The sequence below is a fragment of the Mumia sp. zg.B21 genome (genome assembly GCF_019550855.1).
Taxonomy (GTDB): Bacteria; Actinomycetota; Actinomycetes; order Propionibacteriales; family Nocardioidaceae; genus Mumia.
This window is the reverse complement of the sequence record NZ_JAHWCJ010000004.1, coordinates 496,267-522,180: the sequence shown is the minus strand read 5'-3', so window position 1 is coordinate 522,180 and position 25,914 is coordinate 496,267. Positions and strand designations below refer to the sequence as shown.

23 protein-coding genes are annotated in these 25,914 nt (G+C 70.7%); 2 read left to right on the top strand and 21 right to left on the bottom strand.

Annotation, left to right across the window (positions count from 1 at the left end):
• Position 1: 1 nt before the first annotated feature.
• The 13 genes from KV100_RS20275 to hisD form a co-directional block, all read right to left on the bottom strand.
• Positions 2 to 703: an RDD family protein gene (locus tag KV100_RS20275; protein WP_220344415.1), complete on the bottom strand. Its 702-nt coding sequence runs from the start codon at positions 701 to 703 to the stop codon at positions 2 to 4.
• Positions 704 to 769: 66 nt separating this feature from the next.
• Complete coding sequence (locus KV100_RS17760; RefSeq protein WP_220344414.1) at positions 770 to 958, bottom strand: HGxxPAAW family protein; 189 nt, start codon at positions 956 to 958, stop codon at positions 770 to 772.
• Positions 959 to 1,020: 62 nt separating this feature from the next.
• On the bottom strand, positions 1,021 to 1,599 hold the full coding sequence (locus KV100_RS17755; RefSeq protein WP_220344413.1) for a Trp biosynthesis-associated membrane protein: 579 nt from the start codon (positions 1,597 to 1,599) through the stop codon (positions 1,021 to 1,023).
• Positions 1,596 to 1,964 carry a phosphoribosyl-AMP cyclohydrolase gene (gene hisI / locus KV100_RS17750; protein ID WP_220344412.1) on the bottom strand — a complete coding sequence of 123 codons (369 nt, stop codon included), beginning with the start codon at positions 1,962 to 1,964 and terminating at the stop codon, positions 1,596 to 1,598. The genes KV100_RS17755 and hisI overlap by 4 nt, the downstream gene beginning before the upstream one ends.
• Positions 1,948 to 3,846 carry an ABC transporter ATP-binding protein gene (locus KV100_RS17745; protein WP_308291473.1) on the bottom strand — a complete coding sequence of 633 codons (1,899 nt, stop codon included), beginning with the start codon at positions 3,844 to 3,846 and terminating at the stop codon, positions 1,948 to 1,950. The genes hisI and KV100_RS17745 overlap by 17 nt, the downstream gene beginning before the upstream one ends.
• Positions 3,843 to 5,651, bottom strand: a complete 1,809-nt coding sequence (locus KV100_RS20270) for an ABC transporter ATP-binding protein (RefSeq protein ID WP_220344411.1) — start codon at positions 5,649 to 5,651, stop codon at positions 3,843 to 3,845. Before KV100_RS20270 ends, KV100_RS17745 begins: the two co-directional genes overlap by 4 nt.
• On the bottom strand, positions 5,648 to 6,409 hold the full coding sequence (hisF, locus tag KV100_RS17735; protein ID WP_220344410.1) for an imidazole glycerol phosphate synthase subunit HisF: 762 nt from the start codon (positions 6,407 to 6,409) through the stop codon (positions 5,648 to 5,650). Before hisF ends, KV100_RS20270 begins: the two co-directional genes overlap by 4 nt.
• A complete protein-coding gene (gene priA, locus KV100_RS17730; RefSeq protein WP_220344409.1) occupies positions 6,406 to 7,152 on the bottom strand; it encodes a bifunctional 1-(5-phosphoribosyl)-5-((5-phosphoribosylamino)methylideneamino)imidazole-4-carboxamide isomerase/phosphoribosylanthranilate isomerase PriA in 747 nt (248 codons plus the stop codon). The genes hisF and priA overlap by 4 nt, the downstream gene beginning before the upstream one ends.
• Before the next feature lie 64 nt (positions 7,153 to 7,216).
• Positions 7,217 to 8,443, bottom strand: coding sequence for a sulfite oxidase (locus KV100_RS17725; RefSeq protein WP_220344408.1), 1,227 nt, complete (start codon positions 8,441 to 8,443; stop codon positions 7,217 to 7,219).
• Between the two features lie 89 nt (positions 8,444 to 8,532).
• Positions 8,533 to 9,168 (bottom strand): imidazole glycerol phosphate synthase subunit HisH, encoded by a 636-nt coding sequence (gene hisH, locus KV100_RS17720; RefSeq protein WP_220344407.1) that lies wholly within the window; start codon positions 9,166 to 9,168, stop codon positions 8,533 to 8,535.
• On the bottom strand, positions 9,165 to 9,785 hold the full coding sequence (gene hisB, locus KV100_RS17715) for an imidazoleglycerol-phosphate dehydratase HisB (RefSeq protein WP_220344406.1): 621 nt from the start codon (positions 9,783 to 9,785) through the stop codon (positions 9,165 to 9,167). Before hisB ends, hisH begins: the two co-directional genes overlap by 4 nt.
• On the bottom strand, positions 9,782 to 10,885 hold the full coding sequence (locus KV100_RS17710; RefSeq protein WP_301022856.1) for a histidinol-phosphate transaminase: 1,104 nt from the start codon (positions 10,883 to 10,885) through the stop codon (positions 9,782 to 9,784). The genes hisB and KV100_RS17710 overlap by 4 nt, the downstream gene beginning before the upstream one ends.
• Positions 10,882 to 12,210, bottom strand: coding sequence for a histidinol dehydrogenase (gene hisD / locus KV100_RS17705; RefSeq protein ID WP_220344405.1), 1,329 nt, complete (start codon positions 12,208 to 12,210; stop codon positions 10,882 to 10,884). Before hisD ends, KV100_RS17710 begins: the two co-directional genes overlap by 4 nt.
• Before the next feature lie 66 nt (positions 12,211 to 12,276).
• Between hisD and KV100_RS17700 the strand changes: the two genes are divergently transcribed.
• The gene (locus KV100_RS17700) at positions 12,277 to 12,939 is read left to right on the top strand and encodes an LON peptidase substrate-binding domain-containing protein (protein ID WP_220344404.1); all 663 of its coding nucleotides are present in this window, start codon (positions 12,277 to 12,279) and stop codon (positions 12,937 to 12,939) included.
• Positions 12,940 to 13,068: 129 nt separating this feature from the next.
• Here KV100_RS17700 and KV100_RS17695 read toward each other — a convergent pair whose 3' ends face one another.
• The 6 genes from KV100_RS17695 to KV100_RS20265 all read right to left on the bottom strand — a co-directional run bounded on the left by KV100_RS17695 (position 13,069) and on the right by KV100_RS20265 (position 21,042).
• Positions 13,069 to 14,232, bottom strand: a complete 1,164-nt coding sequence (locus tag KV100_RS17695) for a Vms1/Ankzf1 family peptidyl-tRNA hydrolase (RefSeq protein ID WP_220344403.1) — start codon at positions 14,230 to 14,232, stop codon at positions 13,069 to 13,071.
• A 151-nt stretch (positions 14,233 to 14,383) separates the two neighbouring features.
• Positions 14,384 to 14,923, bottom strand: coding sequence for a hypothetical protein (locus tag KV100_RS17690; RefSeq protein WP_220344402.1), 540 nt, complete (start codon positions 14,921 to 14,923; stop codon positions 14,384 to 14,386).
• A 77-nt stretch (positions 14,924 to 15,000) separates the two neighbouring features.
• Positions 15,001 to 18,537 (bottom strand): DNA polymerase III subunit alpha, encoded by a 3,537-nt coding sequence (dnaE, locus tag KV100_RS17685; RefSeq protein ID WP_220344401.1) that lies wholly within the window; start codon positions 18,535 to 18,537, stop codon positions 15,001 to 15,003.
• A gap of 116 nt (positions 18,538 to 18,653) precedes the next feature.
• Positions 18,654 to 19,601 (bottom strand): RluA family pseudouridine synthase, encoded by a 948-nt coding sequence (locus KV100_RS17680; protein WP_220344400.1) that lies wholly within the window; start codon positions 19,599 to 19,601, stop codon positions 18,654 to 18,656.
• On the bottom strand, positions 19,598 to 20,182 hold the full coding sequence (gene lspA / locus KV100_RS17675) for a signal peptidase II (RefSeq protein WP_220344399.1): 585 nt from the start codon (positions 20,180 to 20,182) through the stop codon (positions 19,598 to 19,600). Before lspA ends, KV100_RS17680 begins: the two co-directional genes overlap by 4 nt.
• Complete coding sequence (locus tag KV100_RS20265) at positions 20,155 to 21,042, bottom strand: TraR/DksA C4-type zinc finger protein (protein WP_220344398.1); 888 nt, start codon at positions 21,040 to 21,042, stop codon at positions 20,155 to 20,157. The genes lspA and KV100_RS20265 overlap by 28 nt, the downstream gene beginning before the upstream one ends.
• A gap of 484 nt (positions 21,043 to 21,526) precedes the next feature.
• On the opposite strand from KV100_RS20265, the gene ileS reads away from it, so the two are divergent.
• Positions 21,527 to 24,622, top strand: a complete 3,096-nt coding sequence (gene ileS, locus KV100_RS17665) for an isoleucine--tRNA ligase (RefSeq protein WP_220344740.1) — start codon at positions 21,527 to 21,529, stop codon at positions 24,620 to 24,622.
• Positions 24,623 to 24,702: 80 nt separating this feature from the next.
• Here the strand turns inward: ileS and KV100_RS17660 are convergent, their stop codons facing one another.
• Positions 24,703 to 25,479 carry a DivIVA domain-containing protein gene (locus tag KV100_RS17660; protein ID WP_220344397.1) on the bottom strand — a complete coding sequence of 259 codons (777 nt, stop codon included), beginning with the start codon at positions 25,477 to 25,479 and terminating at the stop codon, positions 24,703 to 24,705.
• Positions 25,480 to 25,607: 128 nt separating this feature from the next.
• Positions 25,608 to 25,901 (bottom strand): YggT family protein, encoded by a 294-nt coding sequence (locus tag KV100_RS17655; RefSeq protein ID WP_220344396.1) that lies wholly within the window; start codon positions 25,899 to 25,901, stop codon positions 25,608 to 25,610.
• Positions 25,902 to 25,914: the final 13 nt, after the last annotated feature.

Genomic DNA, 25,914 nt, shown 5'->3' with positions numbered 1-25,914 from the left:
GTCACGCCTTCACGACCACCGACGACACGATCATGTCGTGCCAGGTCTGCTTCTTCTTGTCCCACAGGGGCCAGAGGAGGTCGAGGAAGCACAGGCTGGACAGCACGCTGTAGAGCAGCCAGCGCAGCACGCCTGTGCCGGCGCCCTGTGGCTGACCGGTCTTCAGGTCGACGACCTTGATGCCGAGAATCTGCTTGCCGATGCTCTGGCCGCCCTTGCCCTGGCGGGTGCCCTGGTTCCAGATCTGGAACGCGAGACCGACGAGGAAACCGAGGATCAGGATGATCACGCCGGCGGTCATGAGGCCGCTGTTGCTGACCTCGCTGGTCGTCGTGCCGAAGGAGTCGGTCTCGGTCTCCGTCGCCGCACCCATCATGACGGCGCCGATGACCACCGGGATGATCATGATGAGCCACGCGATGATCCCGTCGATGAGGAGCGCACCGACCCGTGACCACCAGCCCGCGTACGGCGCCGGAGGCTGGTAGTCCTGGACCTGCCCATAGCCGCTCCCCCCGTACTGGCCGTACTGCGGCGGCTGCGGACCGTAGCCCTGCGGCGGCGGACCGTAGCCCTGCGGCGGCTGGCCGTAGCCCTGCGGCGGCTGCTGGCCATAGCCGGGCGGGGGCTGCTGGCCGAACGGCGGTGGCTGCTGGCCGTACGGCGCGGGCTGCTGCGGCGGGTACGGCGGTTGGTCGGACACGGGATCTCCCTCGGGGTCACCACCGCTCGAGCGGTGGGATGTGCGTACGGCCGAAGTCTGGCGGAATCAGTGCTCCTTCGCGCCGAGACCCGCCGCAGACATCACCTTGCCGACGAGGGCCGAGCCGAGGACGAGCGCGACGCCGATCCAGAACAGCACCCAGGCGGGGCCCATCAGCAGCGCCACACCGCCGACGGTGAAACCGATCAGGCAGATGACGACCGCAGTCCAAGCGGCCGGGGAGGAACCATGCATCGTGCAAACCTCTCTACGACGGGTCGTGCTCGCAGGCGAGCGTCAGGGGGATGCCGCTCAGCCTAGACGGTCGGGTCCTCGCCCCGGTCGAGTGCCTTCCACGGGTCCTCGTCGGTCTGGGCCCGCTGCTGCCCCACGGAGTCGTAGCGGCGCCCCATCGACGGCCAGCCCCGGCCCCAGCGCACGACCGCGAGCCCGGCCAGCGCGGGGAGGACGAGCGCGACGAGGCACGCCCATCGCCAGGCCGTGCCGGTCGCCCGGTCGGCGAGCCGATCCTGCAGCGCGGCGTCACCTGCCATCGCGGGCGAGTCGGCGAGCGACGTGACCAGCGCGTCGTGGACGGCATCACCGCCGGTCGCCACGACCACGATCGCGCCGACGGACGCGAGCGCCACCAGGAGACCCACGCCGGTCCGGACCCGACCGGCGCTCGCGAGCACGGCGACGCTGCCGGCGAGCGCGACGAGGGCGAGCCCGCCGACCACCGGGAGTGCGTCGTTGCCGCTCACCGAGACCGCGTCGCGGGCGAGACCCTGGGTCTCCACCGTGACCTTCGACCAAGGCTGCGACGCGGCGAAGAAGGCCGCCGCCGCTCCCACCACGCCGAGCAGGACGGTCAGGCCGTAACCGCGGCGGTTCACCGCTCCGACCCCAGCAGCACGTCGTCGTCGAAGCAGGTCCGTGCCCCTGTGTGGCAGGCGGGACCGGTCTGCGCCACCGTGACGAGAAGGGTGTCGCCGTCACAGTCCAGCCGGACCTCGCGCACCTCCTGGACGTGGCCCGAGGTGGCGCCCTTGACCCAGTACTCCCGCCGACTGCGGCTCCAGAACGTCGAACGCCCCGAGGTCAGCGTGCGACGCAGCGCCTCGTCGTCCATCCACCCGACCATGAGGACCTCGCGCGTGTCCGCCTCCTGGACGACGGCGGGGACGAGACCGTCGGCGTCCCGCTTGAGGCGAGCGGCGATCGCAGGGTCGAGGCGTGCGGAGTCAGTCACGCCAGCCATTGTCCCAGGCAGCACCAGCGGCGTCGTCGAGGCCGTCGGGCGAGGGCGACGCCTCGATGCCCAGGTGGGCCTGGGCCACCCAGGAGGCGTGCAGGCGGGCGTACGTCCCGTGACCGGCGGCGAGCCGGGCGTGCGGTCCGTCCTCCACGAGGCGTCCCGCATCGAAGACGAGCACCCGGTCGGCCGCCTCGGCGGTCGAGAGACGGTGAGCGATCACCACCGACGTCCGGCCGGCCAGCAGGTGCTCCAGCGCCCGTGACGCCCGCATCTCGGTCTGCGGGTCGACCGCGCTCGTCGCCTCGTCGAGAACCAGCAGATCAGGATCGGCGAGGTAGGCGCGGACGAGCGAGACGAGCTGCCGCTCACCCGCCGACATCGACTCGCCACGCTGCCCGACCTGGGTGTCGAGCCCGTCCGGCAGGGACATGAACCAGTCGTCGATCTGCAACGCGGCGAAGGCCTCGCGCATGCGCTCGGGAGACGCGTCGAGGTCCCCGTAGCGGAGGTTCTCGGCGAGCGACGCGTCGAAGAGAAAGCCCTCCTGCGGCACCATCACCACCCGCTTGCGCAGGGTCGCGAAACCGATGTCTCGCAGGTCGACGCCGTCGAGCGTCACCCGGCCGTCCGACGGGTCGGTCAGGCGCGTGAGGAGCTTCGCGAACGTGCTCTTGCCGGAACCGGTCTCGCCGACGACGGCCACCCTCTGCTCGGCGGGGATGGTGACGTCGAGGTCGTGGAGCACGTCCGGACCACCCGGGTAGGCGAAGCGCACGCCTTCGAACCCGACCTCGAGGGCACCGCCGGGCAGGACCGACCGCCCCTCGCCCGGGTCACGGATGTCAGCGGGCGTGTCGAGGATCTCGATCACCCGGCGCCAGGACGAGATCGCGTTCTGGGCCTCGGTCAGCACCTGGGTCGCGGTCTGGACGGGACCGACGAACAGCGACACGAGGAACGCGAAGGCGATCACGCCGCCCAGGGTCAGGTCTCCAGCCACGCCGAGCAGCACGCCGACGACGATGACGGCCGCGTTGGCGAGGCCTCCCGCGATCCCCGCCGAGGCGAAGGTGCCGGCGACCAGCCGCTGTGCCCGCACGTTGGCCCGCAGGTTGGTGTCGATGGCCTCGTCGATGCGGCGCTGGGTGCGGCGCTCCACGGCGTACGCGCGGACGACGGATGCGCCGACCACCGGCTCGGCGATCACGCCCAGCATCGTGCCGACCGTGGCACGCGCATGGTCGTACGCCCGCGACATCCGACCCTGGAGCAGCACCAACGTGAGGACCAGCGGGACGAAGCAGGCCCAGACGACGAGCGTGAGCTCCCAGCTGTAGAACGCCATGATCAGGGTCGCGACGGCGACCTGGCCGACGCTGGTGACGATCATGATCCCGTTGAACTGGAGGAACAGCGACACCTGGTCGATGTCGGACGTGACACGCGAGACCAGCGCGCCCCGGCGCTCGTGGTTCTGGGTGAGGATCGACAGGTCGTGCACGTGGCGGAACGCCTTGATCCGCAGCTCTGAGAGCCCTCGCTCGCTGGCGGAGAAGAGCCGGACCTTCATCGCCCACGCGCACACGGCGGTGAGAAGGACGACGAGGGCGGCCACGGCGCTCCATCGCAGCACCACACCCTCGTCGGGCCCGCCCTCGGTGGCAAGGCCGCGGTCGATCGCGACCTGGACGACGATCGGGACCACGGCGCCGCCGACCGTGCTCAGCGCGGCGAGGAGCAGGGTGAGGGGAAGCCCTTTGGAGAGGGCGGGCGACAGCGCGAACCCTCGGCGGATGACGTCGAGCCCGCGGACCCGGGGCGCTCCGCCACCGCCGACACCGGTCATGGGCGGTGCGGTCGGCGTGGCCGTCGTCTGCGTGCTCACGGCGCCTCCCGGGTCTGGTCGTAGGCCTGGACGATGTCGGCGTACTCCGGCGAGCGCGCGACCAGCTCGGCGTGGGTGCCGCGGTCGACGACCTTCCCTCCACGCAGGAAGAGCACCTCGTCGGCGAGGGAGATGGTGGCCTTGCGGTAGGCGACGATGAACACCGTCGGTCCGGCGCCGGAGGCGGTGGAGCGGGCGAGCGCGGACAGGATCCGCTGCTCGACGTCGGGGTCGAGGGCACTGGTGGCATCGTCGAGGACGAGCAGCCTGGGGTCGCGGACGAGGGCGCGGGCGAGCGCGAGCCGCTGGCGCTGACCACCGGAAAGCGTGGTGCCGCGCTCCCCCAGCTGCGTGTCGAGGCCGTCCGGGAGGGCGTCGACGAACCCGCTCGCCTGGGTCAGCTCCAGCACCTCACGCACGCGTGCGTCATCGACGTCCGCGCCGAGGGTGATGTTGTCGCGAACGGTGTCGTCGAAGACGAACGTGTGCTGCGGCACCAGCGCGACCGCCTCGGCGAGCGCGTCGTGGGTCAGTGACGCGATGTCGGTGCCGTCCAGGCGGATCGTGCCCTCCTCCGGGTCGACCAGACGGTCGAGGAGGGACGCGAGGGTGCTCTTGCCCGATCCGGTCAGCCCGACGACCGCGGTGACCGTGCCGGGCTCGAGCGTGAAGCTGAGGTCCTGGAGCACCGGGCGGCCCGGCTCGTACCCGTAGGCCACCGCCTCGACGTCGACGCGGAGCGCACCGTCCCCGGGCAGCCCCTCACGGCCGTACGGCATGTCGCCCGTCGCGCGGAGGACAGCCTGGATACGGTCCCATCCGACGACGGTGCGTGGGAGCTCTCCGAGCACCCACCCGAAGGCGCGGACCGGGAAGCCCACGACCGTGAAGAGGTAGGCGACCTGCACCACGGCGCCCGCCTCGATGTCACCGGCGATCACCCGCTCGACGCCGATCACCACGACGAGCAGGACCGCGAGGTTGGGGAGCATCTCGATCAGGGGGTCGAAGACCGAACGGATCCGGCCCGAGGCCACGTTGGCGTCGCGGAGCTCTCTCGTGACGGCGGCGAAGCGCGCGGTCTCCTCGTCCTCGCGGCCGAGCGTCTTGACGACCAGGGCTCCGTCGAACGACTCGTGCGCGACGGCGCTGACCCGGCCGCGCAGCTCCTGGGCGCGGGTCACCCGCGGTGACAGCAGGCGCTGGTAGCCGACGTTGATGGTGAACAGCAGGGGGAAGACCACGAGACCGACGACGGTGAGCACGATGTCGGCGGTGAGCATCGCCGCCACGGCGGTGACGAGCATCGCCGCGACGCCGACCGCCATCGGAAGCGGCATCATCACCGCCCAGGTGGCCTCGACGTCGGCGTTGGCGTTGGACAGCAGCTGGCCGGTCGGGTGGCGGGCGTGCCACGACATCGGCAGCGCGAGATAGCGGCGGGTGACCTTGCGGCGGTACGAGGCCATGAGCCGGTAGTAGACGATGCCGCCGACCAGACGGCGCACGATCACGCCCCAGGCCCGGAGCAGGGCGACCGAGATGAAGAGCAGGCTCGCGACGACGGCAGCGCCGGTGGCGAGCTCGCCGTCACGGAACGACGGGACCACCACGTGGTCGGTCGCCCACCCGAGCACCCAGGCGTCGGCCACCGTCATCGCGCCGTAGACGAGAGATCCGACGACCGCGAGCGCGAAGCGACGGCGCTCCTCGGCCACGCCTCGCCCGATGATGCCGAAGCCGCGCCGGGTGACGCTGCGGGCCGGTCGGCTCGCCGTACGGGGGGAGACCTGCGCGGAGCTCACCGGACGACGTGCCCGGCGTTGCGAAGCGCACTCTTGACGTCGCCGACCGTCAGGGTGCCGAAGTGGAAAACGCTGGCGGCGAGAAGAGCGTCCGCCCCGGCGTCGACCGCCTCGCAGAAGTGCTCCGGCGTGCCGGCGCCCCCGCTCGCGATCAGCGGCACCCCGGTGACGGTGCGGGCGGCCCGGATCATCTCCAGGTCGAACCCGTCGCGGGTGCCGTCGGCGTCCATCGAGTTGAGGAGCACCTCGCCGATGCCGAGCTCGGTCGCGGCGCGCACCCAGGCGATGGCGTCGCGTCCGGCGGACTGCCGCCCGCCGTGGGTGGTGACCTCGAAGCCGGACGGCTGGTCGGCGGCACGGCGCGCATCGACGCTCAGCACGAGCACCTGGTTGCCGAAACGATGGGCGATCTCGGCGATCAGCTCCGGTCGCTGGAGAGCCGCCGTGTTGACCCCGACCTTGTCGGCGCCGGCTCGCAGGAGCCGGTCGACGTCGTCGACGGTGCGTACGCCGCCGCCGACCGTCAGCGGGATGAAAACCTGCTCGGCCGTCTGCGACACGACGTCGAACGTCGTCGCGCGGGCGTCGGAGGACGCGGTGATGTCGAGGAAGGTGAGCTCGTCGGCGCCCTCGGCGTCGTAGACGCGGGCCATCTCCACCGGGTCGCCGGCATCACGGAGGTCGACGAAGTTGACCCCCTTGACGACGCGGCCGGCGTCGACGTCGAGGCAGGGAATGACACGGATCGCCAGCGTCACCGAGCGCTGCCCGGGTCTGCTTCGGAGACGGCCTGGAGCGCCTCGGGGAGGGTGAAGTTGCCGGCGTACAGCGCCGTCCCGACGATCGCGCCCTCGACGCCGATGCCGGCCAGTCCGGCGAGGGCGCGCAGGTCGTCGAGCGTGGTGATGCCGCCCGAGGCGACCACCGGACGGTCGGTGACCGCGCAGACGTCGCGCAGAAGCTGGAGGTTGGGACCCTGGAGCATCCCGTCCTTGTTGACGTCCGTCACGACGTAGCGGGCGCAGCCCTCCGCGTCGAGCCTCGCGAGCACCTCGTAGAGGTCGCCGCCCTCACGGGTCCATCCGCGGGCCGCGAGCGTGCGGCCGCGGACGTCGAGACCCACGGCCACCCGGTCGCCGTACGTCGCGATCGCCTTGGCGCACCAGTCGGGGTCCTCGAGCGCGGCGGTGCCGATGTTGACCCGGCGGCAGCCGGTGGCCATCGCGCGGTCGAGGGAGGCGTCGTCGCGGATGCCGCCCGACATCTCGACCTTCATCTCCACGGAGTCGACGATCCGCGCGAGGAGATCGGCGTTGGAGCCGCGGCCGAAGGCGGCATCGAGGTCGACGAGGTGCAGCCACTGCGAGCCGCCCTCCTGCCAGCGCAGAGCCGCCTCGAGGGCGTCGCCGAACGCCTTCTCGGAGCCGGCCACCCCCTGGACGAGCTGGACGGCCCGCCCCTCGATGACGTCGACGGCGGGGAGGAGCTCGAGCGTGGTCACGTCCTTGATCGTACTGACCCGGTCGGACAGGGACGCCCGAGGCCAGCACTCGGGACCACCGGTGTCAGGCGACGGCCACCCGGTTCTGGACCACGGCCGAGAAGAAGTATCCGCCGTCGTTGAACGGCACCTGGTCCGGCTGGGTGCGCCCGGTGACGTCGGTCGCGCGGGCCAGCAGCACGTGCTCCCCCGAGGACCGGGGCCGCCACGGGTGCGACCACTGCGTCCAGCCACTGCCGCGGGCACGGTCGGTACGCGCGCGCTGCCACGTCTCGCCACCGTCGGTGCTCACCTCGACGCGGCGGATCGCTCCCGCACCCGACCACGACCGCCCGGTCAGCACCGTGCGGCGACCGCTCGCCAGCCCGGTCGGCGGCTCGAACACCGACTTCACCGGGAGGACGGTCAGGGGCGGCGAGTCCGCGGGGTAGTCCGGCCCGGTCATCCGGTACCACTTCGTGTTCCAGGGCGAGGTCAGGGTCGTACGCGACACCTCGAGCTCGCCGAGCCACTTGATGCTGGCGATGCCGACCCAGCCCGGCAGGAGCAGGCGTACGGGGAAGCCGTGGTCGGGCAGCAGCGGCCGCCCGTCCATCGCGTAGACGAGCAGGGCGTCCTCGAGGGCCTTGGCGACGGGGAACGGGCGGCGCACACGCCCGTAGTCGACTCCCCCGCTGACGAACGGTTCGTCGAGCCCGGTGGCCTGGATGTCGACCGCGTCGCGACGGATCCCCAGCCGCCGCAGGACGAGTGACAGCGGCACCCCGGTCCAGCGCACGGTCCCCACCGCTCCGAGGCCCCACGCCGTCCCGCTCACCGGCGTCCCCTGCTGGGTCGCGAACAGGGTCCGACCGTTTCCGGTGCACTCCAGGACGGTGGTGACGGTCCGCGCCGGGAGACGACGGAGGTCGCGGTAGGTCAGCACGTGCGCTCGCTCCGGCGTGCGGGGATCCGCGAGCCCGTCACCGTGGATCCTCAGCTCCCAGGTGCGGGCGTCGATGATCGGTGTGCGCGTGTGGTTGCGGACGAAGAGCCGCTCGGGTGCCGTGAGGTAACGGCGCGGGTCCACCGAGTCCCACCGCATCTCCGCGTTGGTCCCGAGCGGCACGAACCACTCCGGGGGCAGCGGCTTGAGGATCGGTCCTTCGGTCAGAGGGAGGAGAGACCCTGGGGCGGGTGCCGCTGCGGCCGCCGATCCTCCGACCGCGCGCGCAGCGACGAGGGCGGCGGCCGCGCCGGCACCGAGCCGGAGGACGTCGCGACGGGCGTAGGACGACGAGGCAGGCGGCATGCCCGTGACGCTAGAGGGCGTCGATCCTCGCGGGCAGGGTTTCGCGCGCTCCGATCACAACGCTCGCGCAGGTCGTCTCGCGCACGCGCTCAGGAGAGCGACCGTACCCAGTTGCGCAGCAGCGCCGCGCCCGCGTCGCCGGACTTCTCCGGGTGGAACTGGGTGGCCGAGAGCGGCCCGTTCTCCGCGGCGGCCACGAACCGGTCTCCCCCGTACGACGCCCAGGTGACCCGCGCCGGCATCGCCGCATGGGTGTCGGTCAGCTCCCAGCGGCGTACGCCGTAGGAGTGGACGAAGTAGAACCGCTCGTCGGCGATCCCGTCGAACAGGACCGAGTCGGCGGGTGCCTCGACGGTGTTCCACCCCATGTGCGGCACGATGTCGGCGTCGATCCGCTCCACGGTGCCAGGCCACTCGCCGCACCCCTCGGTGCGCACCCCGTGCTCGATCCCGGTCTCGAAGAGGATCTGCATCCCCACGCAGATCCCGAGCACCGGGCGTCCTCCGGCGAGCCGTCGACCGATCAGCTGGTCGCCGCGGACCGCCCGCAGACCCTGCATGCAGGCGGCGTACGCCCCGACCCCGGGCACGACGAGGCCGTCCGAGCCGAGGGCGGTGGCGAAGTCGGAGGTCAAGGTCACGTTCGCGCCGGCCCGCTCGAGCGCGCGCACCGCCGACCGCAGGTTGCCCGACCCGTAGTCGAGGACGACGACGTCCGGGCTCACAGGGCACCCTTCGTGCTCGGCACCCCGGTCTCGCGCGGATCGCGCTCGACGGCCTGGCGCAGGGCCCGGGCGACGGCCTTGAACTGGGCCTCCGCGATGTGGTGCGGGTCGCGACCGGCCACGAGCCGGACATGCATCGTCAACCCCGCGTGGTGGGCGAGCGACTCGAGGACGTGCTGCGTGAGGGAGCCGCTGTACTGACCGCCGATGACGACCGTCACCTGCGATTCGGGCTCACCGCTGTGCACGAAGTAGGGGCGTCCCGACACGTCGACGACAGCCTGGGCGAGCGCCTCGTCCAGGGGCACGAGCGCGTCGCCGTACCGCCGGATGCCGGCCTTGTCGCCCAGCGCGGCCTTGATCGCCTCGCCGATGCAGATCGCGGTGTCCTCGACCGTGTGGTGGGCGTCGATGTGGAGATCACCCTCCGACCGCACCGTGAGGTCGATCAGCGAGTGGCGCGAGAGCGCGGTGAGCATGTGGTCGTAGAAGCCGACGCCCGTGGAGATGTCGTGCGTCCCGGTACCGTCCAGGTCGACCTCCACCACGACGTGGGACTCGGAGGTCTTGCGCTCCACCCGGGCGCGGCGGGGTCCGGTGGTCTCGATCGTGGTCATGCGTTCTCCTGACGGATCGACGGGGTCTCGAGGGTGGTGACCAGGGCCTCGCGGAAGGCCGTCATCTCCTCGGGCGTGCCGACGCTGACCCGCAGCCACCCCTCGGGACCGGTCTCGCGGATGAGGACGCCCTGGTCGAGCAGGCCCTGCCACACGGCGTGCCGGTCGCCGAACGTGCCGAACAGCACGAAGTTGGCGTCGGAGTCGACGACCTCGAGGCCCTGCTCGCGCAACCAGCGTGCCGTCTCGTCCCGCGTCTCCCGAAGCTCGGCCACCCGTGCCAGCATCTCGTCGGCGTGACGCAGCACGGCGAGCGCCACGGTCTGGGTGACGGCCGACAGGTGGTACGGGAGGCGGACGATGCGGAGCGCGTCGACGATCGCGGGGTCGGCCGCCAGGTAGCCGACCCGGCCTCCGGCGAACGCGAACGCCTTGCTCATCGTGCGTGTGACGACCAGCCGGGGGTGCTCGCCGAGCAGCGACAGCGCGGTCGGGGTCTCCGGCCGGCGGAACTCCGCGTACGCCTCGTCGACGACGACCAGGCCGGGCGCCGCGTCGTAGACCGCGCGCACCGCCTCGAGGGTCAACGACTCCCCTGTCGGGTTGTTGGGCGACGCGAGCAGGACGACGTCCGGCTGCTCCGCGGTGACCAGGGCGAGCGCGGCCTCGACGTCGAAGGTGAAGTCGTCGGCGCGGCGACCGGTGAGCCAGCGCGTGTGGGTGTTGCGGGCGTACTCGGGATACATCGAGTACGTCGGGGTGAACGACGCGGCAGTCCGCCCCGGGCCGCCGAAGGCCTGCAGGATCTGCTGCATGACCTCGTTGGAGCCGTTGGCCGCCCACACCGCGTCGGCGGTGAGACCGTGCCCGAGGTACGACGCCAACGCCGTCCGCAGCGCCCACGCCTCACGGTCGGGGTAGCGGTTGAGGTCCGTGGCGACCACGCGCAGCGACTCGGCGACGTCGTCGGCCGTGGCCTTGGACGGGCCGTACGGGTTCTCGTTGACGTTCAGCTGCACGGGGACGTCGAGCTGCGGCGCGCCGTACGGCTCGAAGCCTCGGAGATCGGCCCGGATGGGCACCCACTCCGGGACGCTCACGAGCCGCTCCTCCCCTCAGGTGCGTCGAGACGCGCCGACACGGCCGCGCCGTGGGACGGGAGATCCTCTGCCTCGGCGAGGACCACGACCTCGGGGCCGACCTCACGCAGCGCCGGCTCGTCGTAGGTGACGACCTGCATGGTCTTGCAGAACGAGCGCACCGACAGCCCCGAGGAGCGGCACGCGCAGCCTGCGGTGGGGAGCACGTGGTTGGAGCCGGCCGCGTAGTCGCCGAGCGAGACCGGCGACCAGCTCCCGACGAACACCGCGCCGGCGTTCTCGACCTGGGAGGCGACACCGGCGGCGTCGGCGGTCTGGATCTCCAGGTGCTCGGCGGCGTAGGCGTTGACGACCTCGAGGCCCTGCTGCACGTCGCGGACGAGAACGGTCGCCGACTGCGTGGACGTCAGCGCGGTCTCGATGCGCTGGGCGTGCTTGGCCGCGGGCACCTGGCGGGCCAGCTCCTCGTCGACGGCGTCGGCCAGAGCGGGGCTCGGGGTCACCAGCACGGCCGCCGCGAGGGGGTCGTGCTCGGCCTGGCTGATCAGGTCCGCGGCGACGAAGGCCGGTGTCGCCGTGTCGTCGGCCAGGATCGCGATCTCCGTCGGCCCGGCCTCGGAGTCGATCCCCGTCACGCTCTGCACCAGGCGCTTGGCCGCCACCACGTAGATGTTGCCCGGTCCGGTGACCAGGTCGACCGGCTCGCACGGGCCGGCGCCATAGGCGAACATCGCGATCGCCTGGGCGCCGCCGACGGCGTACACCTCGTCGACACCCAGCAGCGCGCACGCTGCCAGGACCGTCGGGTGCGGAGCGCCGCCGTACTCGCGCTGCGGCGGCGTCGCGAGGGCCAGCGACCGGACGCCCGCGACCTGGGCCGGGACGGCGTTCATGATGACGCTCGAGACCAGCGGGGCGAGCCCGCCCGGGACGTACAGGCCGACGCGTCCGACCGGCACGATGCGCCGCTCGACACGGGCTCCGGGGCCGAGGTCGGTGACGACGTCGCGATCGAGCTCGGCCTCGCAGGTCGCGCGGAGCCGGCGGATCGACTCCTCGAGCGCGGCGCGGACGTCGGGCGCCAACGACGCGAGGGCAGCGTCGGCCTCCTCGGCCGGCACCGCGAGGGACGCGCGTTGCACCTGGTCGAACCGCTCGGTCGCGTCCAGCACCGCCGCCTCACCGCGGTGTCGCACGTCGTCGACGACCGGACGGACGACCTCGACGGCCGCCTCGACGTCGAACGGCGCGCGAGGAAGCAGCGCGCGGTACTGCGCGGGAGTCGTGCCCGCGGGGGTCTCCCGCAGGTCGGTGCGACGGATCATGCCTCAAGTCTACGGAGAGTGACGCGCCGGCCCTGCCCGTGTCCGCCGCGCGGCTAGGCTGACGGCGTGGCACGCACGATCCCGCTGTTCCCCCTCGGAAGCGTCGTCCTCCCGGGACAGACGGTGTCCCTGCACGTCTTCGAGGACCGCTATCGCGAGCTCGTCACCTATCTGCTCGACCTCCCCGAGCCCGAGCGCCGGTTCGGCATCGTGTCGATCCGCGAGGGCTACGAGGTCGGCGAGAGCGGGGTGCAGTCCATCCACCGGGTGGGTGTGGAGGTGGCACTGACCGACGTGACCGGCTACGACGACGGCCGGTACGACGTGACCGTGGACGCGATCGGCCGGATCCGGCTCGACGCGGGTGTCACGGGCGAGAGCTTCATGTGGGGCCACGTCGAGGACCTGGAGGAGCCCGTGGGCGAGGGAGCGGTCGTGGCCGCCGACAAGGCGCACGCCGTGTTCGACGTCTACCGCACCGAGCTCAACCGCTTCCGGCTGGACGCGAGCGTCGACGACCTGCCGGGCGACCCGGTCGACCTCTCCTACCTCCTGGCCTCGAGTGCGGTGCTGACGCTCCCCGACCGCCAGGAGCTGCTCGAGGCGGACGACGCGGCCGAGAGGCTGCGCCGCTACCACCACCTGATGATCACCGAGATCGGTGCCATGAGGGCGGTGCCGAGCCTCCCCGCCGTGGACGTGGCCCGTACCGCCTGGTCGCCCAACTAACGCGGCCAGGTGGCGGCTCGTCCCGTCCGCCCATCCGCCCGTCCGTCGGCCCCGTCCGCGACGTGAAGGGTTCGGGTCGCTTTTCAGACGCAGAAACGACCCGAACTCGACACGTCGCGGACGACGGCCTCAGGCGGGCTCGACCAGGCCCGAGGGCTTCGCGGGATCCCAGCGCAGCACCGCACCGACCCCGTCGGTGAGGAGGTCGTCCTCGCCGTAGACGATCGTGATGCCGGCATCCTGCTGCGCCGCGGCCGTGCCGAGCGCGATGTCGCCGCGTCGCGCTCGGGCATCTCCGGACGAGAGCTGACGGATCTCGTCGCGGTGCATGGACAGCTCGAGCGGCTTGTCACCCACCCAGACCATGACATCGGCAAGCGTGCTGACCGGTCCTGCGACCTCGTCGGTGATGAGAAGCTCCTCCACCTGCGCCTTACGCAGGGCGTCGATGACCCGGTCGATGCCCGTCACGGCCATGGCGTTGCGGCCGAGCTCCTGACGGAAGCGGTCGACCGAGGCTGCCCGGCGCCGGACCCGGAACGCCTCGAGCACCTCGTCCACCTTCGCCTCGAACGCACCGTTGATCCCGTTGTGACGAGCGCCGCCCGGCACGTGCTCGGTGAGGTCCTTGGCGGCCGCGCCGAGCGCACCGTGAACCAGCGCGACGGCCCGGACGTCTCCGGTGATGACGAGGAGGTCAGGACGACGCTCGCTCACGATCCGGTCGAGATCCGCGGCGACGGTCTCGGCGTTGCGCTCCCACGAGTCCTCGACGCGGCTCTCGATCCGCTTGTGCGAGAGTCCTCCCCCGCGAATCTTGTTGAGCACGTCGTGGTCGCCGTCCACGCTCTCGCGGACCGGTGAACCGCCGACGGCGCCGGAGGTGGAGTCGTACAGGGTGACGTCAGCGCCGGTCCGGTCGATCGCCGCCAGGAGATATCTGACGGTGTCGTCGGCCTCCCGCGCCAGGGCGAAGACGTCCGGCCCCGTGGAGAGGACGGCCTCGTCCTTGCGGGGCGGGAAGAGGAGCAGGCGGTCCATGAGGATGCCTTCGTCCGAGGCGACGATGAGACGCCCGTGCGGACCTGTGGCCCTGGTCGGCTGCAGCACCTGCTCTTCCAGCACCGCTGACATCTCCGGCGTGATCCCTTGCCCGTCGAGCGAGCGGCGGAGCTCGGACCATCGTGCCGCGACGGTCCGGTCCCCGCTCTCGGTGTCGCGACTTGCGTCCATGACCACGGTCGCCAGCATCTCGTCGGACGGAAGCTGCTCAGTCAGCCACTGGAAGTGCATGCGTGCCCCTCTCTGCGGTGGGATCCCGGTCCTGCCTGCAGGGTCACGCACTGAGCGCCCCTGGGCAGGTCATCGGCTTGCCTCCACCCTGCCCCAGCCCGACGTTGCGGACAACCGTGATGCACCCGCGGCTCGGGGCCCCGGCTGGCCGTCAGACGCCGACGGGAGGCAGCGGCGCGTCGTCGCGGTGCGTGCCGGCGGCCGGCTCCCGCGGGAGGGTCAACCACGCGACGAGGAGCAGCCCGAGGAGCGCGGCGACCGGCCAGACGAAGAGCATCCCGTACGCGTCGAGGGCGACCTGCCCGGAGACCGTGGCACCCGCCGGCCGCGAGCCGACAGTCGGCTCAGGGGGCCCGGCCAGCACGCCTGTCCCCCATGCCACCAGCGCACCGACGACGGCGCCCAGAGCAGTCCGGACGATCACGGCGTTGCCGCCGGCGCGTCCCCAGAGCCAGGTGGCGACGGAGCCCCACAGCGCCGCGATCACCGCGCCGATCCAGGCATAGGTGACTTCGACGCCGAACTGCGCGGTCGACGCCGCCTCGTCTGCGCTCAGCCCGGACTGGTCGCCGATCCGGACGACGGTGTACTGGATGGGGTCGCTGAGCAGGGCCCAGAGGACCCCGGCGACGGCACCGGCAACGACGAAGCCGACCACCGTCGCGAAGCCACCCTTGCGTGTCCTGCGCACACGTTCCTCCTGTGCCCTGCGCCCGCGACGGGCGCGGTGTCCATCCTCCCCCACGGGGTACGGACGCGTCGGCGCGGTCACGAGACGAGGCAGCCGGGACCGAGCAGTGCCTTGAGGTCGGCGATCAACGACGACGACGGGGACACGCGAAGGCGCGGGTCCAGGCGCATGAGCTTGGTGCTCTTGGTCCCCACCAGACGCAGGTGGACCTCGGTGGCGCCGGGGTGGCTCGCGAGGACGTCGCGGAGCTGGTCGAGGGTTGGCGGAGTGCAGCGCGCGGTCGGGATGGAGAGGACGACGGGACCGTCGTCACCCACGCTCAGATCCGCGGCCGTGAGCTCGGTCGCCGCGATCTCGGGCGTGTCCTCCTTGCGCTTGAGGCGTCCCTTGACCACCACCACCGCGTCCTCGACGAGAAGGTGCCCCGACAAGGTGTAGACCGACGGGAAGAGCATCACGTTGACGGCACCCTCGAGGTCCTCGACGGTCACGATGGCCCAGGGATCGCCCTTCTTGGTCAGCTTGCGCTGGATCGAGGTCACCAGGCCGGCCACCGCGATCTGCGCCCCGTCGGGTCGCTCCTCGTCGGCGATCACATCGCCGATCGTGCAGTCGCTGGCCGCACGGAGGACGTGCTCCAGACCGAACAGCGGATGGTCGGAGACGTACAGGCCGAGCATCTCGCGCTCGTGGGCGAGCAGCGTCGTCTTGTCCCACTCGTCGAGGTCGGGGACGACGACGGCCGAACCGGCGAACCCGGCATCGGCGTCGTCGAGGCCGGCGAAGAGCGAGTCCTGCCCGATCGCCTCGTTGCGCTTGATGTCGACGTACTGGTCGACGGCATCCTCGTGGACGGTCACCAGGGCGCGGCGGTGGTGCTTGAGCGAGTCGAAGGATCCGGACTTGATCAGCGACTCGATCACGCGCTTGTTGCAGACGACCGGCGGGACCTTCTCCATGAAGTCGGCGAAGTCGGTGAACGGGGACTTCTCCGTCCGCGCCTCGACGATGGCGTCCACGACGTTGTGCCCCACGTTGCGCACGGCGGACAGACCGAACCGGATGTCGCGGTCGACGGCCGTGAAGTTGGCCTCGGAGTCGTTGACGTCGGGCGGAAGCACCTTGATGCCCATCCGGCGGCACTCGTTGAGGTAGATCGCCGACTTGTCCTTGTCTCCGCGCACGCTGGTGAGGAGGGCGGCCATGTATTCGGCCGGGTAGTGCGCCTTGAGGTAGGCGGTCCAGAACGACACGACTCCGTACGCCGCCGAGTGCGCCTTGTTGAAGGCGTAGTCGGAGAACGGCAGCAGGATGTCCCACAGCGTCTTGACCGCCGCCGCCGAGAAGCCGCGCGCGTTCATGCCGGCGGAGAAGTTCTCGAACTGCTTGTCCAGCTCGGACTTCTTCTTCTTGCCCATCGCGCGGCGGAGCAGGTCGGCCTGTCCGAGCGAGTAGCCCGCCAGCTGCTGCGCGATGGCCATGACCTGCTCTTGGTACACGATCAGGCCGTACGTCTCGCCCAGGATGTCCTCGAGGGCGTCAGCGAGCTCGGGGTGGATCGGCTCGACCTTCTCGCGCCCGTTCTTGCGGCGGGCGTACTTGTTGTGCGAGTCGGCGCCCATCGGGCCGGGACGATAGAGCGCACCGACGGCGGAGATGTCCTCGAAGCTGTCGGGGCGCATGCTCCGCAGCAGGGCTCGCATCGGGCCGCCGTCGAGCTGGAAGACGCCGAGGGTGTCGCCGCGCGACAGCAGCGCGAAGGTCTCCTCGTCGCTCAGCTCGAGGTCCTCGAGGACGACCTCCTCGCCACGGTTGGCGCGGATGTTGTCGAGGGCGTCGTCGAGGACCGTGAGGTTGCGCAACCCCAGGAAGTCCATCTTGATCAGTCCGAGCGCCTCGCACGTCGGGTAGTCGAACTGGGTGATGATCGCGCCGTCCTGCTCGCGCTTCATCACCGGGATGATGTCGAGCAACGGCTCGCTCGACATGATGACGCCGGCGGCGTGGACGCCCCACTGACGCTTGAGGCCCTCGAGGCCGACCGCCGTGTCGACCACGCGCTTGGCGTCGGGGTCGGTGTCATAGAGCGACCGGAACTCGCCGCCCTCGTTGTAGCGGGCGTGCCCGGCGTTGAAGATCTCCTTGAGCGGGACGTCCTTGCCCATGATCACCGGCGGCATCGCCTTGGTGATCCGCTCTCCCATGGAGAACGGGTAGCCCAGCACGCGCGACGCGTCCTTGACGGCCTGCTTGGACTTGATCGTGCCGTAGGTGACGATCTGCGAGACGCGGTCGTCGCCGTACTTGTCGGTGACGTAGCGGATGACCTCGCCGCGCCGACGCTCGTCGAAGTCGACGTCGAAGTCGGGCATCGAGACACGGTCGGGGTTGAGGAACCGCTCGAAGATCAGGCCGTGGACGATCGGGTCCAGATCGGTGATGCGCATCGCGTACGCGACCATCGATCCGGCGCCGGAGCCTCGGCCGGGCCCCACCCGGATGCCGTTCTCCTTGGCCCAGTTGATGAAGTCGGCAACGACGAGGAAGTATCCGGCGAAGCCCATCTTGAGGATGACATCGACCTCGAAGTCGGCGCGGGCCCGCACCTCCTCCGTGATGCCCTGGGGGTAGCGATCAGCCAGCCCGCGGTCGACCTCCTTGAGGAGCCACGTCTCCTCCGATTCGCCCTCGGGGACCGGGAACCGCGGCATGAAAGTGCCGTTGCCCTCGGTGAACTCGACCTCGCACCGCTGCGCGATCAGCAGTGTCGTGTCGCACGCCTCGGCCAGACCGGCGTCCTGCTCCCAGATCTGCCGCATCTCCTGCGGCGACTTGATGTAGTAGCCGTTGCCGTCGAACTTGAACCGCGTCGGGTCGGCCAGCGTCTTGCCGGACTGCACGCACAGCAGCGCCTCGTGCGCCGTGCTGTCCTCCGGGTTGGTGTAGTGCGAGTCGTTGGTGGCGACGAGGCGGAGGTCGAGGTCCTTGGCGAGGCGCAGGAGGTCGTCCCGGACCCGCGTCTCGATCGAGAGGCCGTGGTCCATGAGCTCGACGAAGAAGTTGTCACGGCCGAAGATGTCCATGAACTCAGCGGCGGACTGGCGAGCCCTCGCGTAGTCGCCGATGCGGAGCCACGTCTGCACCTCGCCGGACGGGCACCCGGTCGTCGCGATGAGCCCCTCGGCGTACTCGGCGAGAAGCTCGCGGTCGGCACGGGGCTTGTAGAAGAAGCCCTCGAGCGAGGACCGCGACGACAGCCGGAACAGGTTGTGCATCCCGGTGGTGCTCTCGGCGAGCAGCGTCATGTGCGTGAACGCACCGCCGCCCGAGACGTCGTCACCGCCGCCCTTGTTCCACTGGACGCGCTTGCGCTCCGAGCGGTGGGTGTCGGGGGTGAGGTAGGCCTCCATGCCGATGATCGGCTTGACCCCGGCCGCCTTCGCCTTGGCGTAGAAGTCGTACGCCCCGAACACGTTGCCGTGGTCGGTCATCGCGATGGCGTCCATCCCGAGCTCGGCCGTCCGCGCGAACATCTCGGTCAGCCGGGCCGCCCCGTCGAGCATGGAGTACTCGGTGTGGACGTGCAGGTGCACGAACGAGTCGGCGCTCGACATCGGGGTGGGGCCTCCTGGAAGAACGGGCCGGCGAGGGGGTCGATGACAGCCTACGACCACCGACCGACACCCGGGACGAGGCTCGCGGGGTGGTCTCGATCGGTGGTCGGCAGGTGTCAGTCGGCGTTGCGGATGACCTCGAGCGCACGCTCCAGGTCGTCGGGGTACGGCGAGGTGAACGTCACCCAGTCACGGGTCCGAGGATGCTCGAAGCCGAGCCTGTGGGCGTGCAGCCACTGGCGTTCGAGCCCCACCCGCTTGGTCAACGTCGGGTCCGAGCCGTAGAGCGGATCGCCGACGCACGGATGCTTCAGCGCGGCCATGTGGACTCGGATCTGGTGCGTACGACCGGTCTCGAGCTTGATCTCGAGGAGGCTCGCGAAGCGGTGCGCCTCGAGCGTCTCGTAGTGCGTCACGCTGGCCCGTCCGTCGGCCATCACGGCGAACTTCCAGTCGTGCTTCGGGTGGCGGGCGATCGGGGCGTCGACCGTGCCCTCGAGCGGGTCCGGGTGCCCCTGCACCATCGCGTGGTAGGTCTTGTCGACCTCGCGCTCGCGGAAGGCGCGCTTGAGGACGGTGTAGGCGTGCTCCGACTTCGCGACGACCATCAGCCCGCTGGTCCCGACGTCGAGCCGCTGGACGATGCCCTGTCGCTCCGGGGCACCCGAGGTGCTGATCCGGAAGCCGGCGCCGGCCAGGTGACCCACGACGGTCGGCCCGGTCCACCCGACGCTGGGGTGGGCGGCGACCCCCGCCGGCTTGTCGACGACGACGATCTCGTCGTCGTCGTGGACGATGCGGAGGTCGTCGACGATCTCGGGGACAACCTCGGCGACGTCGCGCTGCCGCGGGATCTCGACCTCCAGGAACGCCCCGGCCTCGACGCGGTCCGACTTGGACGCCGGCTTGTGGTCCACCGTGACCAGGCCGTCGGCGACGAGCTCGGCGACACGGCTGCGCGAGAGGCCCAGGAGGCGGGCCAGCGCGGCGTCGAGCCGCTCGCCCGCGAGCCCGTCCGGGACGAAGTAGGCACGCTGCTCCGCGGCTGCGGCGGGGCCGGTCATGGCGCTTCCGGCTCGGAGCCGGCCTTCTTGGCTGCCCGGGTGCCGTCGAGACCGACACCGCGGACGGTCTGCAGGACGATGATGACCGCCGCGATGTTGATCATCACGTCGGCGATGTTGAAGACCGGCCAGTTGGGTGGCCAGTCGGGGAACTGCAGGAAGTCGACGACGTGGCCCTCGAGCGGCGAGGGCTCTCGGAAGATCCGGTCGGTCAGGTTGCCCAGGGCGCCTGCCAGGAGGAGACCCAGTCCGACGGCCCACAAGGGGTCGCGCAGCTGTCGGGCCATCCGGATCACGACCACGCACACCGTGATGGCGATGAGCGTGAGCACGATCGTGAACCCGGTCGCCATCCCGAAGGCGGCGCCCGGGTTGCGCAGGAAGGTGAGGTGGAGCACGTGCGGCACGAGGACGACGGGGTCGGCGTCCTCGAGGCGTGCGACGGCGATGATCTTGGTGATGAGGTCGGTGAGGTAGCCGACCAGCGCGACCACCGCGAACAGCACGATCCGTCGGGACCGTGCTGGGGGGTGGTCGGCGTCGTGATCGGGGGTCAGCGACGTTCCTCGCGTTGCTTGCATGTCATGCACAGTGTGGCACGGGGGAACGCCATCAGCCGCATCTTCCCGATCGGCTGACCGCAGATCTCGCAGTTGCCGTAGGTGCCGGCCTCGATCCGGGCGAGGGCCTTCTCCACCTGGAGGAGAAGCTCGCGGTGGTTCGCGGCGAGCGACATCTCCGCGTCGCGCTCGAGGGACGTGGAGCCCACGTCGGCCTGGTCGTTGCCCGCCCCGTCTACTCCCCCGCTGAGGAGGTCGGCGAGTCCACGCTCGGCCACCTGGATCTCGTCCAGGAGTCGGGTCCGGTCGGCCTCCAGCGCGGCGCGGACCTCCGAAATCTCGTCGGCGGACCAGGGAGCCTCGTCGGCCTTGACAGCCAAGGAGCCGGTCGTCGTCGGGTTCGTCACAGTTCTCGGTGCTCCTGTCGTACGGGGTCGCTTCGCGGCGCCCTTGGCTGGTGTCTTCTTCGCGGTCGCCTTCTTGGCCGGCGCCGCCTTCTTCGCGGTCGCCTTCTTGGCCGGCGCCGTCTTCTTGGCCGGCGCCGTCTTCTTGACCGGCGCCGCCTTCGTGGCGGTCGCCTTCTTGGCCGGCGCCGTCTTCTTGGCGGTCGTCTTCTTAGCCGCCGGCGACTTCTTGGCGGTCGTCTTCTTAGCCGCCGCCTTCGTGGCGGTCGCCTTCTTGACCGGCGCCGCCTTCTTGGCCGCCGGCGCCTTCTTCAGGGTCGCCTTCTTGGCCGGCGCCGCCTTCGTGGCGGTCGTCGTCGTGTCCGGCGCCTTCTTCGAGGGCGTCGCCTTGCTCGCCACCTTGCGTGCGGCACCCTTCACGGCTGCCACGCCGCGCGACGCGGCACTGCGCTTGCTGGTCTTGGTCGTGCTCGCCATCTCTGGCCCCCTCGATGTGCACGAAATGCCACACATCGAGGCCATCCGCTCGGGATCGCCTCGATGTGACGTGGTGCCCGAACAATAGGCGGGCGTTCGGCCGTTCACAAGCCGATTTGCCTGTGTCGCCCGCTCTGCCCGACTCCTGGCGTGCTGCACTAGACTGGTGTCCGCCGCAGGCATCGACGAGGACGCGCGGCGTACGTCTCCTGAGCACGAGCGATCCGGGGTTGGTGCGAGCCCGGAGCCCAGCCGTACGCCGTATCACCTCGGAGCCGCCGGAAGAACGGCGCACACCGTGCGCTCACTAGACCCGCGCAGCGGCAGACCAGAGAGGGTGGGCGGATCGTCGTCCACCAAGGAGGGTGGTACCGCGGGGCCGAGCGCCTCGTCCCTTCGCCGAGCCGAAGCTTTCGTGACTTGTCGGAGGAAGACCGTGACCGCCGCGTACCCCGCTGTTCCCGCCCACGTGGACCTACCCGCCATGGAGCGCGACATGATCGCGCTCTGGGAGCGGGAAGGCACCTTCGAGGCCTCGCTCGAACGGCGCGACGGCGCCCCGCGCTGGACGTTCTACGAGGGCCCTCCGACCGCCAACGGCACGCCGGGCGTCCACCACGTCGAGGCGCGGGTCTTCAAGGACGTGTTCCCGCGGTTCCGCACGATGCAGGGCTACCTGGTCGAGCGCAAGGGCGGCTGGGACTGCCACGGCCTCCCCGTCGAGATCGCCGTCGAGAAGGAGCTCGGCTTCAACGGCAAGCCCGACATCGAAGCCTTCGGTGTCGCCGAGTTCAACGCGAAGTGCCGCGAGGCGGTGCTGCGCAACGTCGGCCTGTTCGAGCAGATGACCGAGCGGATGGGCTACTGGGTCGACACGGACAACCCGTACCGCACGATGGACACGCCGTACGTCGAGAGCGTCTGGTGGGCTCTGCAGCAGATCTTCGACAAAGGGCTGCTCGCGGAGGACTACCGCGTGGCGCCGTACTGTCCGCGATGCGGCACCGGCCTGAGCGACCATGAGGTCGCCCAGGGGTACGAGTCGGTCGTCGACCCGTCGGTCTACGTGCGCTTCCCTCTGACCTCTGGTCCCCTGGCCGGCGAGGCCTCGTTGCTGGTCTGGACGACCACGCCGTGGACGTTGGTGTCCAACGCCCTGGTCGCGGCCAAGGCCGACATCACGTACGTGGCGGTCAGCAACGGGCACGAGACGCTCGTCGTCGCGGAGCCCTTGGTCGAGACGGCCCTCGGCGAAGGATGGACCGTCGATGCGCGCTTCGAGGGCGCCGAGCTCGAGGGGTGGACGTACGCGCGTCCGTTCGACCTCGTCGACTGGCCCGACGACAACGCGCACTACGTGGTGACCGAGGACTACGTCACCACCGACGACGGCTCGGGCCTGGTCCACCAGGCGCCAGCGTTCGGCGCGGACGACTTCGCGTCCGGGAAGCGCAACGGCGTGGCGATGGTCAACCCGATCGACCCCACCGGCCACTTCGAGGACGGGCTGGACCTGGTTGGCGGCGCGTTCTTCAAGAAGGCCGACGCGATCCTGGTCGAGGACCTCGAGCGTCGAGGCCTGCTCTTCCGCCACCTCCCCTACGAGCACAGCTACCCGCACTGCTGGCGCTGCCACACGCCTCTGATGTACTACGCCTCCCCCGCCTGGTACGTCCGCACCACGGCAGCCAAGGACGCACTGCTGCGCGAGAACGAGAGCACGAACTGGTTCCCGCAGACGATCAAGTGGGGCCGCTACGGCGACTGGCTGCAGAACAACGTCGACTGGTCCCTGTCGCGCAACCGCTACTGGGGCACCCCGCTGCCGATCTGGCGCAACGACGCCGATCCCGGCCGGCTGGTGTGCGTCGGGTCGCTCGCGGAGCTGTCGGAGCTCACCGGGCGCGACCTGTCCGACCTCGACCCGCACCGCCCGTACATCGACGACGTCACCTTCACGGTCGAGGGCGAGGAGGGCACCTACCGTCGAGTGCCGGAGGTCATCGACGCATGGTTCGACTCCGGGTCGATGCCTTTCGCGCAGTGGGGATACCCGCACCTGCCCGGCTCGGAGGAGAAGTTCCGCCAGGCCTTCCCCGCCCAGTACATCTGCGAGGCGATCGACCAGACGCGGGGATGGTTCTACTCGCTGATGGCCGTCTCGACCCTCGTCTTCGACCAGAACTCGTACGAGAACGTCGTCTGCCTGGGGCACATCCTCGCCGAGGACGGCCGCAAGATGTCCAAGCACCTGGGCAACATCCTGCTCCCCGTCCCCTTGATGGACGAGCACGGCGCCGACGCCGTCCGCTGGTTCATGGCCTGCTCAGGCTCGCCGTGGCAGGCCCGCCGTGTGGGGCACTCGGCGCTGCAGGAGATCGTGCGCAAGGTCCTGCTGACCTACTGGAACACCGTCGCCTTCCACGTCCTGTACGCGCGCACCGCCCACTGGTCGCCTGCCGACGGCGCACCGCCCGTCGCGGAGCGCCCGATCCTCGACCGCTGGCTGGTCTCGCGGACACAGGGCCTGGTCTCCGAGGTCACGACCTGCCTGGAGCGGTTCGACACCCAGCGCGCCGGCGCCCTCCTCTCGCAGTTCGTCGACGACCTGTCCAACTGGTACGTCCGCCGCTCCCGGCGCCGGTTCTGGAGCGGTGATCCTGCGGCGCTCGCGACCTTGCACGACACGCTCGACGTGCTCACGCGTCTGATGGCGCCGTTGGTCCCGTTCGTCACCGAGCGGGTCTGGCAGGACCTCGTCCGTGCGTCCGACCCCGATGCGCCGCCGTCGGTGCACCTGGCGTCGTGGCCCGTGGCCGACGAGTCGCTGGCGGTCAACGGTCTGGACGAGCAGGTCGCGCTCGCGCGGCGGGTCACCGAGCTGGGACGTGCCGCACGCGCCGAGGCCAAGGTCCGGACGCGGCAGCCGCTTCGCCGTGCGCTGGTCCCCTCACGTGCGTGGGAGCAGCTCGGCGACGAGCTTCGGGCAGAGGTGTGCGACGAGCTCAACGTCGGCTCCCTGGAGTCTTTGGCGGCTGCGTCGGGTGACCTCGTGGAGCACTCGGCCAAGGGCAACTTCCGCAGCCTCGGCAAGCGGTTCGGCAAGCAGACGCCGAAGGTGGCCGGCGCTGTCGCAGAGGCCGACGCCGCCGAGCTCGCCGCAGCCGTCGCGGACGGCGGGTCGTACGCCCTGCAGGTGGACGGCGAGACGATCGAGGTGACGGCCGACGACGTCATCGTGTCGGAACGTCCTCGAGAGGGCTGGGCCGTCGTCAACGACCAGGGCGAGACCGTCGCGCTCGACCTGGACCTCGACGAGGACCTCCTCCGGGCCGGCACCGCACGCGAGGTCGTCCGCATGCTCCAGGAGGCGCGCAAGAACGCCGGTCTCGACCTCACCGACCGGATCCGCGTGACGTGGGCGGCCGAGGGAGAAACCGCGGAGGCGGTCCGGGCCCATGAGTCCACGATCGCGGACGAGGTCCTCGCGGTCGAGATCGCGCAAGGTCCGGCAGTCGTCGACGGACACGTGGCGACCGACGAGGACCTGGGGGTGACCGTCTCGCTGCGCAAGGCCTGAGCAGGTCGCCGACGTGCGAAGGCCCCCTCCGACCCGATGGTCGGACGGGGCCTTCGAACGTGCGGTGAAGAGCCGGTGGCTCAGGAGCGCTCGTCGTCGCCGAACAGCGACTTGAGACGGCGCGGCGCGTGCTCCGGGGTGGGGGACCCGTGCACCGCCGCAGGCGTCGGGCTGCTGGTCGGCAGCGACGCCGCGACCGGCTGCTCGCCCTCGAGGTGCGAGAGCTGCGCCTGGAAGTAGCTCTTGAGGCGGCTGCGGTACTCGCGCTCGAAGGTGCGGAGCCGCTCGAGCTCGCGGTTGAGGTCGTCGCGCTCCTTCTCGATGTTGCCGAAGGCCTGCTGGCGGCGCTCGGCGGTCTCGGCGTCGAGCTTCTGGGCGCGCATCCGCGCCTCGCTCTCGAGCCGCTCCGCCTTGCCCCGAGCCTCGTTCTCGACCCGGTCGGCCTTGGTCCGGGCCTCACCCAGGATCCGGTCGGCCTCGTTCTTGGCGGCGTCGACGAGCTCGTCGGCGTTGTGCGTCGCGATCTCGAGGAGGCGGGCAGCGGCGCTGGAGGCGTCACCCACCGACGAGGAGGCCGGCGACTGCGCCTGGACCGGCATCGGAGCCGGCGGCGGCGGAGCCATCGGCGCCGGAGCCGGGGCGGGCGCGCGGAAGCTGTCGAACGACGAGGTCGACGAGCCGGAGCCGGACGAGGCGGAAGCGAGCTTGCTCCTCAGGTCCTCGTTCTCCAGGGTCAGACGCTCGAGCTCGGCCTCAACCTCGTCGAGGAACTGGTCGACCTCGCCCATGTCGTAGCCCTCACGAAGGCGGACCGGGGTAAATCGCTTGTTCCGCACGTCCTCTGGCGTCAACGGCATGGTTTCACCTCGGGGTCATGTTTCATCGGACAGTCCTGACAACGGTACTTGGTCGGGGAAGCCATCCCTGCGGCACCCCGTGGGGAACCACCTTAGTGCGACTCCCCCGCGGGAAAGAAGGCTCATGCTCAGCGGAAGAAGATCTGAGCGTTGATGATCTGGAGAAGGTAGAGGCCGATCAGCAGCACCATCGGCGACAGGTCGAGCGCCATCCCGCCGAAGCGGATCGGCGGGATCACGCGGCGCACCGCCCGCATCGGCGGATCGGTGACCGAGTAGATCGCCTCGCAGAACACGAGCACGATGCCCTTGGGCTGCCACGAGCGTGACAGCACCTGGACCCAGTCGATGACGAAGCGGGCCAGCAGGAGCAGGATGCACGCCCACAGAACGAAGTTGATGACCTCACCGACGACGACCATGAACGACAGTGTG